This window comes from Sphingomonas sp. IC4-52 (genome assembly GCF_020707225.1).
Taxonomy (GTDB): domain Bacteria; phylum Pseudomonadota; class Alphaproteobacteria; order Sphingomonadales; family Sphingomonadaceae; genus Sphingomonas.
On the sequence record NZ_JAJFEU010000002.1, the window covers coordinates 206139 to 222725 of the forward strand.

At 66.2% G+C, this 16587-nt stretch carries 14 protein-coding genes; 10 read left to right on the plus strand and 4 right to left on the minus strand.

Features of this window, described 5'->3' with window-relative positions:
• Positions 1–12 precede the first annotated feature (12 nt).
• The 4 genes from LK535_RS07405 to LK535_RS07420 all read left to right on the plus strand — a co-directional run bounded on the left by LK535_RS07405 (position 13) and on the right by LK535_RS07420 (position 3619).
• Positions 13–705, plus strand: a complete 693-nt coding sequence (locus tag LK535_RS07405; protein WP_321576549.1) for a biotin--[acetyl-CoA-carboxylase] ligase — start codon at positions 13–15, stop codon at positions 703–705.
• Between the two features lie 12 nt (positions 706–717).
• A complete protein-coding gene (locus LK535_RS07410; protein ID WP_227771265.1) occupies positions 718–1503 on the plus strand; it encodes a type III pantothenate kinase in 786 nt (261 codons plus the stop codon).
• A 208-nt stretch (positions 1504–1711) separates the two neighbouring features.
• Entirely contained in the window at positions 1712–3349 is a 1638-nt protein-coding gene (locus LK535_RS07415; protein WP_227771567.1) for a ribonuclease J, read from the plus strand.
• 6 nt (positions 3350–3355) lie between these two features.
• Positions 3356–3619: a DUF1467 family protein gene (locus LK535_RS07420; RefSeq protein WP_227771266.1), complete on the plus strand. Its 264-nt coding sequence runs from the start codon at positions 3356–3358 to the stop codon at positions 3617–3619.
• Between the two features lie 344 nt (positions 3620–3963).
• Here LK535_RS07420 and LK535_RS07425 read toward each other — a convergent pair whose 3' ends face one another.
• On the minus strand, positions 3964–6270 hold the full coding sequence (locus tag LK535_RS07425; RefSeq protein WP_227771267.1) for a hypothetical protein: 2307 nt from the start codon (positions 6268–6270) through the stop codon (positions 3964–3966).
• An 84-nt stretch (positions 6271–6354) separates the two neighbouring features.
• Here LK535_RS07425 and LK535_RS07430 point away from each other — a divergent pair, with 84 nt between their 5' ends.
• The 4 genes from LK535_RS07430 to LK535_RS07445 all read left to right on the plus strand — a co-directional run bounded on the left by LK535_RS07430 (position 6355) and on the right by LK535_RS07445 (position 10376).
• The gene (locus tag LK535_RS07430) at positions 6355–6648 is read left to right on the plus strand and encodes an Hpt domain-containing protein (protein ID WP_227771268.1); all 294 of its coding nucleotides are present in this window, start codon (positions 6355–6357) and stop codon (positions 6646–6648) included.
• Between the two features lie 87 nt (positions 6649–6735).
• A complete protein-coding gene (locus tag LK535_RS07435) occupies positions 6736–7914 on the plus strand; it encodes a hypothetical protein (protein ID WP_227771269.1) in 1179 nt (392 codons plus the stop codon).
• 36 nt (positions 7915–7950) lie between these two features.
• A complete protein-coding gene (locus LK535_RS07440; protein ID WP_227771270.1) occupies positions 7951–9048 on the plus strand; it encodes a DUF2336 domain-containing protein in 1098 nt (365 codons plus the stop codon).
• On the plus strand, positions 9045–10376 hold the full coding sequence (locus tag LK535_RS07445; protein WP_227771271.1) for a sensor histidine kinase: 1332 nt from the start codon (positions 9045–9047) through the stop codon (positions 10374–10376). The genes LK535_RS07440 and LK535_RS07445 overlap by 4 nt, the downstream gene beginning before the upstream one ends.
• 136 nt (positions 10377–10512) lie before the next feature.
• Here LK535_RS07445 and LK535_RS07450 read toward each other — a convergent pair whose 3' ends face one another.
• The gene (locus LK535_RS07450; protein ID WP_227771272.1) at positions 10513–12303 is read right to left on the minus strand and encodes an AcrB/AcrD/AcrF family protein; all 1791 of its coding nucleotides are present in this window, start codon (positions 12301–12303) and stop codon (positions 10513–10515) included.
• A gap of 212 nt (positions 12304–12515) precedes the next feature.
• Here LK535_RS07450 and LK535_RS07455 point away from each other — a divergent pair, with 212 nt between their 5' ends.
• Both LK535_RS07455 and LK535_RS07460 read left to right on the plus strand, forming a co-directional pair.
• Entirely contained in the window at positions 12516–12902 is a 387-nt protein-coding gene (locus LK535_RS07455; protein ID WP_227771273.1) for a GtrA family protein, read from the plus strand.
• Complete coding sequence (locus LK535_RS07460; RefSeq protein WP_227771274.1) at positions 12902–13630, plus strand: class I SAM-dependent methyltransferase; 729 nt, start codon at positions 12902–12904, stop codon at positions 13628–13630. The genes LK535_RS07455 and LK535_RS07460 overlap by 1 nt, the downstream gene beginning before the upstream one ends.
• A 35-nt stretch (positions 13631–13665) precedes the next feature.
• Here LK535_RS07460 and LK535_RS07465 read toward each other — a convergent pair whose 3' ends face one another.
• Together LK535_RS07465 and LK535_RS07470 are read right to left on the minus strand one after the other, a co-directional pair.
• Entirely contained in the window at positions 13666–14682 is a 1017-nt protein-coding gene (locus tag LK535_RS07465; RefSeq protein ID WP_227771275.1) for a glycosyltransferase family 2 protein, read from the minus strand.
• Positions 14683–14734: 52 nt separating this feature from the next.
• Positions 14735–16549, minus strand: coding sequence for a DUF885 domain-containing protein (locus tag LK535_RS07470; protein ID WP_227771276.1), 1815 nt, complete (start codon positions 16547–16549; stop codon positions 14735–14737).
• Positions 16550–16587 lie beyond the last annotated feature (38 nt).

Sequence of the window (16587 nt, forward strand, 5' to 3'; positions counted from 1 at the left end):
CTGACCCGTATTCTGACGGTCGCCGAAACGGGCTCTACCAACGCCGACCTCCTCGCCCTGGCCGCCCGGGGCGAGGCGGAAGGCGTTTGGCTCCGTGCGGAGCGGCAGACGGCTGGACGTGGTCGTCAGGGGCGTGACTGGTCCTCGCCGACCGGCAATCTTTACGCCAGCACGCTGGTGCAGGCCCGACCGGACGATCCGCCCGCACCCTCGCTCGCGCTGGTCAGCGCCGTGGCGCTTGCCGAAACGATTTCGGTGCTCGGCTGTCCCGCCGTCACCATCAAATGGCCGAATGACCTGCTGCTGGATGGCGCAAAGCTTGCCGGCATTCTGCTGGAACGCAGCGGTAATGCGATCGTGATCGGCTTCGGGGTGAACCTCGCCTCGCATCCCTCCATCGACGGTCGTCGCACCGCGAGCCTCGCCGGCCGATTGTGGATCCACTCCGTCGCTGAGCTCTATGATCATCTGACGGTCGAATTCGCCCGCTGGCTCGGCATCTGGCGTGCTCAGGGGCTGGCTCCCGTCGTCGCTCGATGGCAGGCGCAGGCACATGCGCCCGGAACGCCGCTCAACGCCAATCTGGCGGATGGGACGACCATCACCGGCACATATGATGGTCTTGCGCCTGACGGGGCGCTACGGCTGCGCTTGGCGGATGGCAGCGTGCATGTCATCCATGCCGGCGACGTGTTCCTGGTATAGGGGGAGGGGTTTATGCTGCTCGCGATCGATGCGGGGAACACCAACATCGTCTTTGCGCTGGTCGACGGGCGCGAGATCAAGACGCGCTGGCGCATCGCCACCGACCCGCGCCGCACGGCGGACGAATATGCGGTCTGGCTCAGCCAGCTGCTGACCCTGGAGGGTTACCAGCGCTCCGATGTGGAAGGTGTGATCATTTCCACGGTGGTGCCGCGCGCGCTCCACAATCTGGAAGTGCTCTCCACCAAATACTTCGATCACCAGCCGCTGATCGCCGGTCGCCCGCCGGTCGAATGGGGCGTGGCGCTGGACGTTGACGAGCCGCAGAATTTGGGCGCCGACCGCGCGGTGAACACCATCGCCGCGCACGCGCTTCATCACGGCGATCTCATCGTCATCGACTTTGGCACCGCCACCACCCTCGACGTGTCGGACTTCAACGGTGCGTACAAGGGCGGGATCATCGCGCCGGGCATCAACCTGTCGCTCGACGCGCTGGTCAATGCCGCGGCCAAGCTGCCGCGCATCGCGATCGAGGCGCCCAAGGGCAATGTCGGCGTGATTGGCCGTAACACCGTGGATCAGATGAACATCGGGATCTACTGGGGCTATATCGCCATGATCGAGGGGCTGGTCGCACGGATGAAGGCGGAGATCGGCCGCCCGGCAAAGGTGGTGGCGACCGGCGGGCTCGCCACGCTGTTCGAGCAGCATACCGACGTGTTCGATGCGATCGAGCCAGACCTGACGATCCAGGGACTGGCGATCATGTGGGAACGTGCCCATATCAGCAGGTGAGTTTCATGGCCTTTGCGCTCGGCAGCGCGCGGGTCGGCGGTTTCGCCGATCGGTGCCTCGGGTGTTTGGCCTGGCCCGGATCGCACCGGGCAATGACGGAATTGGGGAACGCCTCGCCCAGCAATCATGAGGCCGGCAATGCACGGGCGCCCGAAGTGGCGCCTGCACCTTCGGTATGCGCCAAAGGTGTGGATTAAGGACAAAGACAATTTCCAAGAACGACGAACTGCTCTTCTGCGCCCTTGGTGGCTCCGGCGAGATCGGAATGAACGTAAACCTGTACGGCTGCCGCGGCCGCTGGGTGATGGTGGACTGCGGCGTGACCTTTGCCGATCACAGCTATCCCGGCATCGATCTGGTGCTGCCGGATCTTTCGTTCATCGAGGATCGGCTGGAGGAGCTTGGCGGCATCGTCCTCACCCACGGGCATGAGGATCATATCGGGGCGCTGCCCTACCTCGCCGATGATCTTGGCGTGCCTCTTTATGCTACGCCGTTCACGGCAGGCCTCATCCGCCACAAGCTGGAAGAGGAACGCATCGCCGATCGCATCGACCTGCGCGTCATCACGCCGGGCGAACGCTTCAAGGTCGGCCCGTTCGACTTCCAGTTCGTGCCGATGTCGCATTCCATTCCGGAAGCGAATGCGCTGATTATCGACACGCCGGCCGGCCGGGTCTTCCACACCGGCGATTGGAAGCTGGATGCGGCGCCGGTGATCGGCACCCCTGCCACCGCGGCCGAACTGACCGCGATCGGCGACCAGGGCATCGACGTGCTGGTCTGCGATTCGACCAACGTGTTCAATGCCGAGGCGTCCGGATCGGAAAGCGAGGTTCGTGTCGGGCTCTCCGAAACGATCGCCAAGGCGCGCGGCCGCGTGCTGGTGACGACCTTTGCCTCCAACGCTGCGCGCCTTCAGACGCTCGGCGAGGTGGCGAAGGAAAGCGGCCGTGCGCTTTGCGTCGCTGGTCGCTCGCTGGATCGGATCATCAAGGTTGCCCGTTCCTGCGGCTATCTCCGGAACTTCCCGGACACGATCACGCCTGATGAAGCGATGCGCATGCCGCGCGATCAGGTGCTGATCGTCGCGACCGGCGGCCAGGGGGAGGCGCGCGCTGCCCTCTCGCGGATCGCCGAGGGGTCGCACCCGATCAAGCTGGACGCCGGCGATACGGTGATCTTCTCGTCCAAGCAGATCCCCGGCAACGAGGTGGCGATCGGCCGTATTCAGAACATCCTGGCCGGTCGCGGCGTGGCGATGGTCACCGAAAAGCAGGCTCACGTCCATGTGTCGGGCCATCCGGGACGTCCGGAGCTGGCGCAGATCTACGGATGGTTGCGCCCGCGCGTGCTGGTGCCGGTCCATGGTGAAATGCGCCACCTGATGGAACAGGCGCGGTTCGGCCTTGCGCAGGGAATCCCGCAGACGATCGTTCAGACGGACGGTGATCTCGTCCGGCTGGCGCCGGGCGCTCCGGAGAAGATCGGCCACGCGCCGGTCGGGCGTCTGGTGCTGGACGGGGACGTGATCCTGCCGGCGGACGGCGCGACCATCAACGAGCGGCGCCGGATCGGTCTTCATGGCCAGGTTTCCGTTGCCGTGGCGGTAACGGATCGTGGCCGCCTGGCCGGATCTCCGCAGGTTCGGCTTCAGGGCATCCCGGTCGAGGAGGAACGCGCGGCCTTCATCGCGGAGGCGGAGGACGCCGCGGCGGAAGCGGTGCAGGGCGGTTCGCGCGATCGTGACCGGCTGCGCGAGGAGGTCCGTCTGGCGGTACGCCGCTGTGCCACGCGCTGGACCGGCAAGAAGCCGATCGTCGATGTTCTGTTGCTGGAGGTGTGACGCACCATGAAGTGGACGTCGGCGCTCGCGATCTACATTCTCTTCTGGACCTTTTCCGTCTTTCTGGTGCTGCCCTTCGGGGTTCGCACCAGCGAGGAGGCCGGCGTTGAGCGGGTGGCGGGGCAGGCGGACAGCGCGCCCCATGAATTCGCGCCGGGCAAGATCGCGCTGCGGGTGACGATCGTCGCCACCGTACTGTTCGCGCTGTTCTACGCCAATTACATCTACGGCTGGATCACGCCCGACATGGTGGACATGACCAAATATTGATCCTGCAAGCGACGTGTGGCAGCCTGCGGCCTGCTCCTATGCGGACCGGGCCGGGGTGGCAGCCTGCGGCCTGCTCCTATGCGGACCGGGCCGGGGGAGCGCGGCGTGACCGCCGCGCTTTCCTGATCCACGCTGCGCCGGCTGCAGCAGCGCCGGGAAAGTGGAGTCTGCCGCGCACGGCCTGCCGCAGCAAAATCGGCCAGCCGCACCGCCGCCGATCGATCCTCCAGTGTCGATTTCGCCCTTGCCCCGACGTCGCCGTGCGGCACGCGGGCACCGGCGACCGCGCCCGGCGGCGCGCCACCGGCTCAGTAACCCCGGTAACGCGCCTGAACCCGGTTCGCTCAGCGCAGTCGTTCGATCGCCTGCGCCAGTGCCACGTACAGCTTGCCCATGTCCGACGACAGCAACGTCACGCCCAGCGGCGATCCGTCGCGCTGGGTCAGGATCACGCGAAGCATCGCTTCGAAATCGTGGATGTAGCGGTTTACCTGGTCCCGGAACTCGGCATCGTCGTCGTAGAAAGACGCGATCTGCCGCTGGTCCACGTCCTCCAGCAGGCGGACGGCGCGGCGGGTAAACACGCCCCGGTCGCCCTTCAGATACGCTGCCCAGGCGCTGTCCGCGACATCGGACGAGAAGCTGCGCGTGATATCGATTGACGCGGAGTTCAGCGCCTCGATCAGCTGCGAGGCACGCCGCGCGAAGCTTTCCAGCTCCTGCTCCTCGCGCTCCGTACGGGCACGCTCGATCTGCGAATCGACGGTGGCCGACAGCGATTCGATCTCCTTCAGCCGCTCGTCGAGGCGATCCGCTGCCTGCGACGCTGCCTTGACGGCGACTTCGGCGGTGGCGGCGATCTGGTGGATCTGCGTGTCGAGGCCGGCATTCACCGCCCGGCGCAGCGCGTCCGCGCCCGATTTGCCGAGCGCATCGGCCGCTTCGGGAATGACGCGGGCCAGCACTTCGCGGGCATGTTCCGCCGCCTGGCTGGCCGTGTCGCGCACCCGCAGCAGCATCTCGATGAGCCGGGGCGCGGCTTCCTCGGCGAAACGATTGGCGCGATCGGCGGCTTCGTCCACCATCTGGCCCATCGCATCGGCCTTCGCCCGGCCGGTCGCCAGCGTCTCGAGCAGGTTGCCGGTCAGCATGTCGACGTTGCCGCGCTGATCCGCGATGACCTGCGCAATCGCTTCGATGGCCGAGTGGGTGCTTTCCGCCGCCGTCACCAGCGCGAGCAGTTCCGGCTTGGCCGCAGCCACCGCCGCCTTGGCGGCGACCACGCGCGAATCGAGCCGGTCGACTGCCGCCGGCAGCGTCTCGTCGATTTCCCGAGCTGCTGCATCGAGGGCGATCAGCAGCGCTTCGGTGGTGGAGATCGCCTTGTTCGCCATAGCGTCGCCGGCCGCGAGTGCCTCCGTCATCGCATCCGCCGATCCGCCCAGCGCGCTGATCGAAGCGGCCAATAGCTGGGAACGCTCCACGCCCTGATGATGCAGCCGCTGCAGCCGGTCCTCGACCCGCGCGATGCCGCCTTCGAGATCGCCGACCAGCCCGTCGCCGGCCGCACGCTGGCTGTCGAGCCGCTCGGCGATGCGCTCGATCACCGCTTCGATCCGGCCGACCCGTTCGGCCAGCGCCTCGGCGCTCTCGCGCGCCGCCGTGTCAAGCGCGGCCTGGTTGGTGCTGACCATCGCCAGCATCGCATCAGCCTGCGCAGCGATGCCCTTGCGCGATTCCTCGACCGCGTCGGCAGTCCGGTTCAGCAACGCGTCGACCGCCGCCGACATCTCGCCGGTCACTGCCTCCAGACGGGCGCCGGCGCTCTCGCTGGTGCTCTCCATCCGGCTCAGGTGAGCGGCAAGCTTCTGCGCGGCGCTGTCTGCCGCCGCCTCTGCCTCGCGGCTACGCTCCGTCAAAGCGACGATCTTCGCCTCGAGCGCTGCTGCCTGTTCGCCGGCCGTGGCGGCAGCGCCTTCGATCCGGCCGATCAGCGACTCGGCATCCGCCTGCGCCTTGGGCATGGTCTCCAGCAGCGCGGCCAGGCTGTTCTGAGCGTTGCCGGCCGCCTCGGCCAGCGATCGGGCATGAACGTCCGCCTGGTCGATCTCTTCCGATAGGCCGCGGCCGATCGTGGCGAGGCGAGCCGTCGCTTCGTTGCCGATCGTCCCGATCTCCCGGGCCTGTTCGGCCAGCCGGTGGCGGTTGTCCTGCAAGGTGTCGGAGAGCGACGAAACCAGCCATTCCAGCGCCGCGGCTTCTTCGCGCATCGCGTGGGCAGTGGCCGCGAAACGCCGCGCCTCCGCCCAGCTTGTGCGCAGCAGGATCAGCCAGACGATGCCGGCGAGCGCTGGCCCGACGACCAGGGCCGCGGCAAACTGCGCCCGGTCGAGCGCATCCATCTTGGCGAACTGATCGCTGGCCAGCCACAGCAGCACACCGATCCAGATCAAGGAAATGGCGACGAGCGCGATCGGCACGGCCATCTCGCCGCGCGACGACGGCGCCGTCACCTCGGGCGGAGCGTGATAGTCCTGCTCCGCCGGGCTGGGATGCTCAACCGCTTCTGCCGGCACGTCCGGTGCGCTGGTTTCGTTCATCTCGCTTGCGTCGCGCGTACGGATGTCGATTATCGTCTGCCCCCCAGTCATGGGGCGAGATGTACCATGAAATCCCTCTGCTGAAAGCGAATAGCGGAAACTTGCGATTAAGCGTTTCGTGGTAGCGTCGTGCGAATGGCGATCGATCCGGGGGCAATCGATGCCGCATTGGCGGCGGCAGTGGGGGATGATCCCGCTCTGATCGCCGAACTGCGCGCCGCGTTCGTGGACAGCGCGCATCGCGGCCTCGCCGCGATCGAAAATGCCGCTGACGAGGAATCATGGCGCGCTGCCGCCTGGCGATTGAAAGGGCTCGCGGCCAGTTTCGGTGCGGTGCGGCTCGTTGCGCTCGCGACGGAGGCGACACGGCGGCCGGTCGGCGATCGCGCCATGATCAAGCGCTTGCGTCAGGCGATTGCGCGGCTGTAGCGCCGCCGTCGCATGGGGGCGAATTTCCGCTGCCGATGCATCCGCTTGATGATTGCTCAGCGTACGGACAGACCGTAACAGCGCGCGATGCTCGCAGGGCTGATCTTTGCCGTTCAGGATGCGGACGACCAAATGGGGGCGCTCGCCGCCACGCTGCCGTTCGCCGGAATGACGGTGATCGAATATCAGGCGCGCCTGCTCATTTCCGCGGGCGTGTCGCAGATCGTGGTGGTTGTCTCGCGCTTGCCACCGGAATTGCTTGGCGCGGTTGCGCGCATCGGGCGGCGCGGGGTGACGGTGGATACCGTGCGCAGCGCCGGCGAGGCAGCGGCCCGGTTGCACCCGCTGTCACGGCTCCTGGTCCTCGCCGATGGCCTGATTACCACCGAAAGCGTGCTGGTCCCGCTGGCGCGCGAGCAGGGCGACGCATTGCTGGTGGTGCCGGAAGGGGAGGCTGACGCCGGTTATGAGCTGATCGGTGGCGGTGATGCCTGGGCGGGGATCGCGCGCCTCGACAGCAAGCGTCTGGCGGAAGTCGCCGCCATGCCGCGCGATTATGATGTTCAGTCCTCGCTGCTCCATGTTGCGGCACAGGCGGGCGCGCTCCGGCTGGTGCTTCCGGAGGGGGAGCCCAGGATCGGCCACGGCATCGAAACTCGCCGCGAAACACTGGAAATGCGTAGCCGCGCCGTTGTTGGCGCCACCCTCGCGGCTCGGCCGGGCTGGTTCAACCGTTGGCTGGTTCGCCCGCTCGCTCGCGTCGCCATGCCGTGGCTGATGCGCCGGCATGTGCCGACGACCGTGTTGGCCGGCGCCACCGCGGCCATCGGGCTCACCAGCCTTGTCGCGCTGTGGGGCGGGCAACTCACCCTGGGCTTGCTGTTGGGCGTTTTCGGGGTGGCCGTGGGCGCGCTTGCGGCGAGCTTCGCCTGGCTGCGCGACGAAGATGTCCTTGCACGCGCCATGGCGGCGGCCGTGCTGGGCGTGCCGGCGCTGGCGGCATTGCTGCTCGGCCATGCCCTTGATGCCGAAACGGGGGAGCTTACCGGCCGTGTGCTCGCGCTGGCGCTCGTCGCAGCAGGGGCGCTGGGCTATCGTGCGATCCGGGCTCAGCGGCCGGATTGGTGGGGCGATGCACCCGCCTATCTCGTCACACTGGCGGTCAGCACGATGCTCGGCATGCCGTTCCTGGGCCTTGTCTGCGCCGCGCTTTACGCCACCGTCACGTTGGCGCTCGCAATCGAGGCGCTTCGCGCGCCAGTTTAGCAGCCCTTTAACGTGACCGGCGCTAGGTGCGCTCTCATGTCGGTCGATCAAAGCGACGCCTCACAGGCCTGCAAGCCGCAAACAGCACCGCTATTGGCGCGTGCCGCGGCTGCCGCCGTGCGGTCTGACGTCCATCTGGCCTCTGCCATTCAGGACTTTTTTCTGGCTGAGGGCGATCGGCTGGATGATCGAACCCGCGCCGCGACGGCGGCAACGCTGCGTGCCATCCTTAACTCCATTGCGCATGATCTGACCGGTCATGCGGCGGAGCAATTGGCCGGCCATGCCGTTGAACCCTGCACGGCGGCGCTGCCGCGCCATGCCGCGGCGGGCGCGCTGGTGCACCGCCTGTATGCATCGGGATTGTTGCGGGACCACGGCTTGATGGAGGAACTGTTTGCGCAGGCCCGACAGGATATTCTGAGTGATGCGCTCCTCGTCAATCGCGCGCCGGGTGCGACGCCGTCATTCTTGCCGGCGCTGTCCGCCGGCAGCGATGAGGGGCTGGCGGATGCGGCCATCGCCTATCTGCACGCGGAGAACGCCCGGCGAGCCGGCGGCCGATCGGATGTGCCCGGCCCGCTTCGGGAACGCCTGACCTGGTGGGCCGCGGCTGTGCTTCGTGAGAAATGGTCTGGGGGCTCGTCGGGCCGAATCGCCATCGACCGTGCGATCGCTGGTGCGGCACAGCACAGCATCTCGGCGTACCGCGATGATGATCGTCTTGAGGCGATTGCAGATCGGCTCGCCGCCTTGCTTCGTCCCGGCGCCGCCGAACTGTCGGAGCGATTGGCCCAGTCGCTCGAGGAGGGGCATCTCGCGCTCTTTGTTGCGCTTCTGGCGCAGGTGCTAGCGGTCGATGCCCGCGAGATCCGGGCTTTGCTGCTCGATCCCGCCGGGGAGCAGCTGTCGCTTGCCCTTCGGGCGGCGGGCCTTGATCGTGCGGCCATTGCCCGCGTCGGATTTCTGCTCACCGAAGCCGATCCCCGCCGCGATATCGAGGCGTTCGCAGACACGCTGGACGTCGTCGCCATGATTGCGCCGGAGGAAGCCCTGGAAGGGCTGGCCCTGCTCACCTTGCCGACGGATTTTCGCGCGGCGGTGCGTGCGCTGGATCGTGCGGTGGCGCGGTGATCGACGTTCCCGCCTTTACCGCGCGTCTGGATGGCAGTGACCGGCTGATCGAGGCCGATGCCCGCTTTGCCGCGCTCAACGAGCGTGCTGGCGGCGCTGTTGGCCGGCCGCTCGCCGCGCCGCCGCTTGCCGCGCTGGGCCGGCTGGCGCGCCGGCTCGGCATTCCGGTCGCGCGGGCAGTGACGATCGCGGATGCCGATCAGGATCTCGACTGTTGGGTTCACGCGTCACCGGCCGCGGAAGACGTCGTCCTCGCCATCTCGCTGATTCGTGAGCGCCCGGCCTGGCAGCCGTCCCCCTTCAGTGGCGCAGTGCCGCCGCCCCCTGACGGCGACTGGACGTGGGAGGTCGATGCCCACTTGCGTATCCAGCAGCTGCTGATCGCGGCCGGGGTCTGCCACGGTGTCGATCCGGTTACCGCCCTGGGCCAGCCGCTGACCAAGCTGCTGTCGCTGCAAAGCAACCCGGATGGGGTCGTGCCCTTGCTGGAAGCGGTGGCGTCGCTTGATGACTTTTCGGACCAGCCTGCGGTTCTGAACGGCAGCGGCGTTCAGGTGATGCTCGCCGGCCATGTCCGGCTGGATCGTGGCGGCGGCTTCGGCGGGTTCGTCGGCGCCGCCTATCACCAGAAGCTGTCCTCCTTGCCGGATCCCCGCATCGGCGGTCTGTTCAATCACCGGCTCGACACCATCTTGCGGCGCCCGCTGGGGCAGATCGTTGCGAATGCCGACAGCATCAATGCGGGCGTGGATGGCGACATCGACCTGCAATATGCCGACTATGCTGCCGATATCGCCAGCGCCGGCCGGCACCTCATGGGCTTGATCGACGATCTTTCGGACATTGAGGCGATTGAACGCGAGGATTTCACCGTCGAGGATGAGGGCATCGATCTGGCGGACGTGACCCGCCGTGCCGCCGGCCTGTTGTCGGTACGGGCGGCCAATGCCGGCGTGACGATCGACCGCGGCGATCTGGACAGCGCCATGCCGGCGCACGGGGAGTTTCGCCGCACCCTGCAGATCCTGGTCAATCTGATCGGCAATGCGGTGCGCTATTCGCCCCGCGACGCCATCGTCTGGCTGCGGCTCCAGCGCGACAGCGACCGCGTCTACGCGATCGTCGCCGATCAGGGGAAAGGCATCGCGCTCGACGATCAGGAACGCATCTTTGCCAAATTCGAGCGGGTCGATCCCGGCGAGCCCGGCGGAAGCGGACTCGGCCTTTACATCGCCCGCCGTCTCGCCCGCGCGATGGGCGGCGATCTGACGGTCGATAGCGCGCCCGGCGAAGGCGCCCGATTCGTGCTGAGCTTGCCCGCCGCCTGACCGCTCTACGCGAATGCTTGAACCTTGTGGCCGCGATCCGAAAGAATGCGGCCGAATGGACGCCGCAGGGCGGCCGCCAGCGGGCTGGAACAGGCCAAACTTCTCCGGATCACGCCCGCCCCTGAGGAGCTTGGCGCTATTTCGAGGCTTGCTCGATCCGGAACAACCGCAATGGCGAACGCTTGGGCAGCGGCACCGGCGTCAACCAGTCGAACGTCTCGCCATGCGCCAGCCGGTCGTAGAAGCCGCCAGGCGAGCGATCCCGGTAAACCGTTGATTCCGCCATGTTCGGGCAAACCAGCATCAGCGTCGCGCCATGTTTCGTCATGATGGCGCGCGCCTGCTCTGGCGATCCCTTGAAGGCATGGTGGACATCAAGAATGGCGTCCCCGTTGCGGTGATACGGTCCCGCGACCGCATCATGATGGGTCAGCGTGATCAGCCGCGGCCCCAGATCGACAAAGGTGAAGACCGTCGTGCGGGGCAGCTGGTTCAGCGGCTCCATGGCAGGCACCGTCACGCACAGCCCCGTGGCACGATTGACCCTCTGAACATAGGGTTTGGGCCGGTCGATCGGCAGCGTGCGCAGCATAACCGTCGAAAAAGAGCCGGAAATCACCAAGAACACCGCGGCGCCGGCAAAGACCCGGACGAAGATCGACCGTTGCGCCAACAGCCAGGGCAAAAGGATGAAGGCGAGAGCCGTCACGCCCGGCACCGCCATGAGCTGCGCCGCGGCGCCGGCCCTGACCTGCCACAGCAGCATGGCCGCAGAGAATAGCGCAAACAGGCTGACACAGGCCCATCCCGCAAAGCTGTCGCCGCGTCGCGCGCGCCACGTCGCTACTCCCGCCCCGATCAGCCCCATCACCGGCAACGCGGCGAGCGGAAAAGCGGTGCGGAACGGATGCCGGTAAATCGGCTTCGCCTCGCGCACGTTGCTCAGCCAGCTGGTGTAAAGCTCGTCCGAAACCTGCTCCGGTCGTGCGAGGCACTGCGGAAACATCCCCGCGAATGCGCCGGCGATGGCGCCGCCGACAATCACGGCGAGCAACAGCCGGACCCTGCGATCAGCAGGCGACAGCATTGCGAGCAGCGCGAGGCCCGCCCCCGCCGCGACAAAGACGCTCAGCCAGATCGGCGTGAGCGCATCGCACCGCATCACCCGGTTAGCTTCCGAGGCGAAGGCCAAGTACCCCGCCGCACATCCGCCGCCCAGCGCCAGCGCATAGCTCATCAGGCGCGGCCGCTGCGCTGCATCTCCAATCCAGCGCAGGGCAATGATCGCGCCCGCCATCGCGCAATAAGGCAACATCTCAAGCCCGATCGCTAGCGACACCGCGCTCGCCAACCCGACGATCGCACCGCCGCGCGCGCCTTTGGGATCGCACAGCCCGGCTACCGTCAGGCTAAGCATCGCCAGCTGCCAGCCATGATGGTCGATACGGTCGGGCATGAACATCGTCAGGGCGACCGTGGAGCTCATCATGAAGATGATCGCGAGCGGCCATGCGAGGGGCGCCACCAATCTGCGTACGGTGGCACCCAGCGAAACCAGCACGATGCCGAGCGGCAGGAGCGGCGCGATGCCGCAAGCGAGCTTCTCTGCCTCCGCAACGCCGACGAACGGGCGCAGGAGCAGGATCAGTCCGGCGATGGGAAGATCGACGATGCGCGACCAGTGAATGTCGAAACCGTGTGGCGGATTGAGCCGGTAGTTGCGCAGGTCATACCAGCCCTGACCGTCGAGCAGCGCACGCACCTGCATCAAGCGCATGTTATCGTCGGTATCCCCCAGCGAGAGCCAGTGGATCGCCGCCCAGCGCTTCCAGACGTAGAAGATCGCGATCACCACCCAGGCTATGGTGGTCAATTTGATCCAGTGCCGGTCCAGCTCGTTGGCAAGCGGTTTTAGTCGGTTGTTCACGGGGCTTCCCTCGCCGGCGTCGGGGCACTAGACGCCCGCCACATTCAATTGCTCGCTCTGGCTAGTTGAAAGGCACCACTTCTCTTCGGCCACGGAAAAGGGCAGGGCTTTGACAGGCTCAGCCTGAGCGGGCTGTTCGTGGCGCTCGCCTCTAGCTGAGGCGGCACAAAGGGCAAGGCGTGGACGCAATCCGCAAAAGACATGCATCCGGAATGCAGGATACCTTCTGGCAGCTGGTCCGCTTCGGCATAGCGGGGGGGCTCGCCACGGTGTGCTATGCCGCCGTCTACTCGCCGCTCGCTGCGCTCGAGATCACGTCCGAGCAAGTGGCGAATATTTGCGGCTATCTGGTCGCGATGTCGTCCGGCTACGTGCTCCACAGCAGGTGGAGCTTCCGCGGCCATGGCGCATCCGCCACCAGTTCGATGCCCAAGTTTTTTGCCGTGTCGCTGGTCAGCTATGCCGTGAACACCTTCTGGGTGTGGCTACTGACTGATGATGCGATGTTCGCCGGCGCCTGGTGGTGGCCGCTCATCCCGATCGTTCTGGTGACGCCCCTTGTCACCTTTGCACTCAATCGTTTGTGGGTATTCGCCTGATGGATCGTCGCGTCTATGACCGCATGGCTGAGCACGATTCCACCCACTGGTGGTACCGTGCGCGCCGTGACATTCTGTCCGACTATCTGAGCCGCGAAGCACGCCTCCCGGCCCAAGCGCGCATCCTCGAGATTGGCTGCGGTACTGGCCATAATTTGCCGATGCTTGCGCAGTTCGGCACCGTGGACGCCATTGAAATCGATCCCGCCGCCCGGGATGTGGCCGGAAAGCGCCTGGGGAAGCCGGTCGGCGACGCCCCGTTGCCCGCGCTGCCCGGTGTTCCGCACGGCCAATATGATCTGATCGCCGTGCTCGATGTGGTGGAGCATATCGAAGACGATGTGGCCGCACTTCGTGCTATGCGGGAACGGCTGGCCCCCGGGGGCAAGATCCTCATCACCGTGCCCGCGCATCAGTGGATGTGGAGCGCCCATGACGTGGTGAACCATCACCACCGGCGCTATTCGAAAAGCAGTCTTCGCCAGGCGATCCTGGCCGCAGGCCTTCTTCCGCGCAAGCTTGGCTATTTCAACTCATTGCTGTTCCCGCTTGCGGCGGGCGCGCGGCTTGCGGGCCGAGTGACGGGGCGGGACGACAGCGATGATACGCCGCCTCCAGGCCCCGTGAACGCGCTGTTCGAGACCATCTTCCGCATCGAACGCCATCTGGTCGGACGAGTGCCCATGCCTCCTGGCGTGTCGATCCTGACCTTAGCGGAGCCCGTCTGACGAACGGAGGTGGTCGCGATGGACGCGGGGCGCGCTTATGCGCGGTCTTCGTCCACCACTTCACTGTGCGGAATGCGCGTGCGTGCGGCCTGGAAGCCCAGTGTCGACCGGCGATGGACGGTGCCAGCGATGTCCGCCACGAGATAAAGCGGCCGGCGCTTCGACTCGATGTACAGGCGCCCGATATACTCGCCGATCATGCCGAGCACGAACATCTGAACCGCGCTGAGCACCGTCACGACCAACATGGTGGACGTCCAGCCCTGCACCGGGCTGCCGTCGAAATAACCCCACAGAATATAGACCAGCAGCAGAACCGACGCGCCCGCCAGTGCGACGGAGGCGTGGCTGGCGAAGCGCAGCGGCGCGGTTGAGAAGCCGGTCACGGCGTCAAAGGCCAGCCGCAGCATGCGCGACAGGGGGTAGTTGGTTTCCCCTGCGTGCCGCTCCGCGCGATCATAGGGGAACGGCACTTGGCGAAAGCCGATCCACGCCACCATGCCCCGAATGAACCGCGCCTGTTCAGGCAGCGCGAGCAGGGCGTCCAGCGCGCGGCGCGTCATCAGGCGGAAATCGCCCGTGTCCAGCGGGATGGGGGTATCGGTGAGCCGATCAAGAACCCGGTAGAAAGCCGCTGCCGTCGCTTTCTTGAACAGGGTTTCGCCGGCGCGCTTGCGCCGCACTGCATAGACGACGTCCGCGCCTTCCCGCTCCATGGTTTCCCGCATGGCTGTCACCAGCTCGGGCGGATCCTGAAGATCGGCGTCAATGATGAGGATCTGCTCGCCCGAACACAGGTCCAGCCCGGCGGTGAGTGCCAGTTGATGGCCATGGTTGCGGGACAGGTTGATCGCCGCAAGCCTTGGGTCTGCTGCGGCGAGTTGCTGCATGATCGGCCAGCTCGCATCGCGAGAGCCGTCGTTGATGAGGATGATCTCGTGATCCTCGCCCACGGCGGCCATGGCGGCCGCGGAAATCCGCTGGTGGAGCAGGGGCAGGGTGGCTGCTTCATTGTAGCAGGGTACGACGATCGAGAGTGCGGGACGGTGCATGATCGCCGCGATCTACAGACCGCCCCGCACGAAATCACGTGGAAGTTGCGCCTCAGGCGCGCGCTTGTTCCTCCACCAGCCGTTCGAGGATCGTCAGCGGCACCGCGCCATACTGAAGCACCTCATGGAATTGCTTCAGGTCGAAGCGATCGCCGCGGATCTGTTGTGCACGTTCGCGTGCGCGCACCCAGGCGGCGTGTCCCACCTTGTAGCTGCACGCCTGTCCCGGCTGGGTGCAGTAACGCTCAACCTCGCGCTGGGAACGCGGCTGCGCGAAGCCGACGGTCTGGACCATGTAGTCGGTTGCCTGTTCGCGGGTCCACCGCTTGGTATGAAGGCCCGTGTCCACCACCAGCCGCGCGGCGCGGAACAGATAGCTCTGCAGGAAGCCGGCGCGCTCCAGATCGTCGGCATAGCCGCCAAGCTCGTCGGCCACGCTCTCGGCGTAAAGCGCCCAGCCTTCCGAATAGGCGCTGAAGAAGCTGAGGTTACGCAGCAGTGGCTGCGGCGCCTTCTGCGCAATCGAGATCTGCAAGTGGTGTCCCGGCACGCCTTCATGATAAGTGAGGCTGGGCAGCGAATACTTCGGCCAGTCTCCAACGCTCTTCAGGTTGATCCAGTAGATCGCCGGACGCGAACCATCGAGCGCGGCGCGGCTGTAATAGCCATTAGAGGCGCCGTCCTGGATTTCGACGGGCACAGCGCGGATGTCCAGCGGCTCGCTTGGTGGGTTGATAAAGGCTTGGCCCAGCTTTGCCGTCAGCGCCGCATTCCCCTCGTTGAGGCTCTTGATCAACGCCACCCGCCCTTCGGGCGTGTCGGGGTAAAGCTGGTCGGCCCGCACGTTCAGCTCGTTGAGCCGTGCACCGACATTGCCCTTGATTAGACCCTGCTTCTTCAGGATTGCGTCCAGCTGGGCAGAGATCTCTGCCACCTGGTCGAGGCCCATCTTGTGGACCTCGTCGGGCGTGAACTTGGTAGTGGTGGCCTGTTCCAGCGCGGCTGCGTAAATCGCGCCGCCCTGCGGGATGTCCCAAATTCCTGCAGAGCTGCGCGCCTTCGGTCGAAGCGATTTGATGAGCGCGATCTGCCGATCCAGCGCTGGATAGATGTCGGCTTCGACGATCCGGGCTGCGCGCGCCTGCCAGTCGCCCGGGATGTTTTTGGCGGCAGCGCGCTTTGCGACGGATTGGGCCAGGCCGCTTTCGGCCGCAGCGGGGGAGCGCAGCTTCGCCATCTGGACGAGCGTCAGATCGAGCGAGAAATCGGGGGCAAGGTAGCCGCGCGCTGCCTCTTCCTTCTGATCGGCGGTCTCCTGATCCAGCCGCTTGGCGAAGGCGCCCAGCCGATCAAGATAAGCCTCGCAATCCTCAGCGTTGTTGATCGTGTGAGCCGAGTTTAGAAAGTCGGGTGTCGAGAAATAGCTGCCGCCTTGCTGAAAGATGGTGAAGGGGCGCTGCACGCCATCCAGCTTGAACCGGTCATAGGGAATGGCCCGGGTTTCCAGCGAATACAGAACGACCTCGCGATCCAGCTTTGACCGGGGCGATAGGGGCGCGGGATCAACCGCCCGAACTGCCGCGATAGCCTGCTTGAGCTCCGCTCGTGCTGCGGCCTTGCCGGCTGGAGAGCTATCCGAGAGCCGCCGCTTGAGGGCAGCATTGGCGCCCTTGTCCATGCCCAACGACGTTGCGAGCTCGGGCGAACGCTGGAGCGTTTGTGCGAACACCTTGTCGAACAGCGTGTTCAGCTTCGCATCGGCGGGGTTCGCCGGCGTGGCGGCACTACGCTGAGCACGAAGGGCTTCGGGAACCAGGGCGAAAGCGGACGCTGCGCTGGCGGACGCGAGGAAGGTACGGCGATCCAAGGGCTTGTGCCTTTCACTGAGGTAGCGACACAATCCTA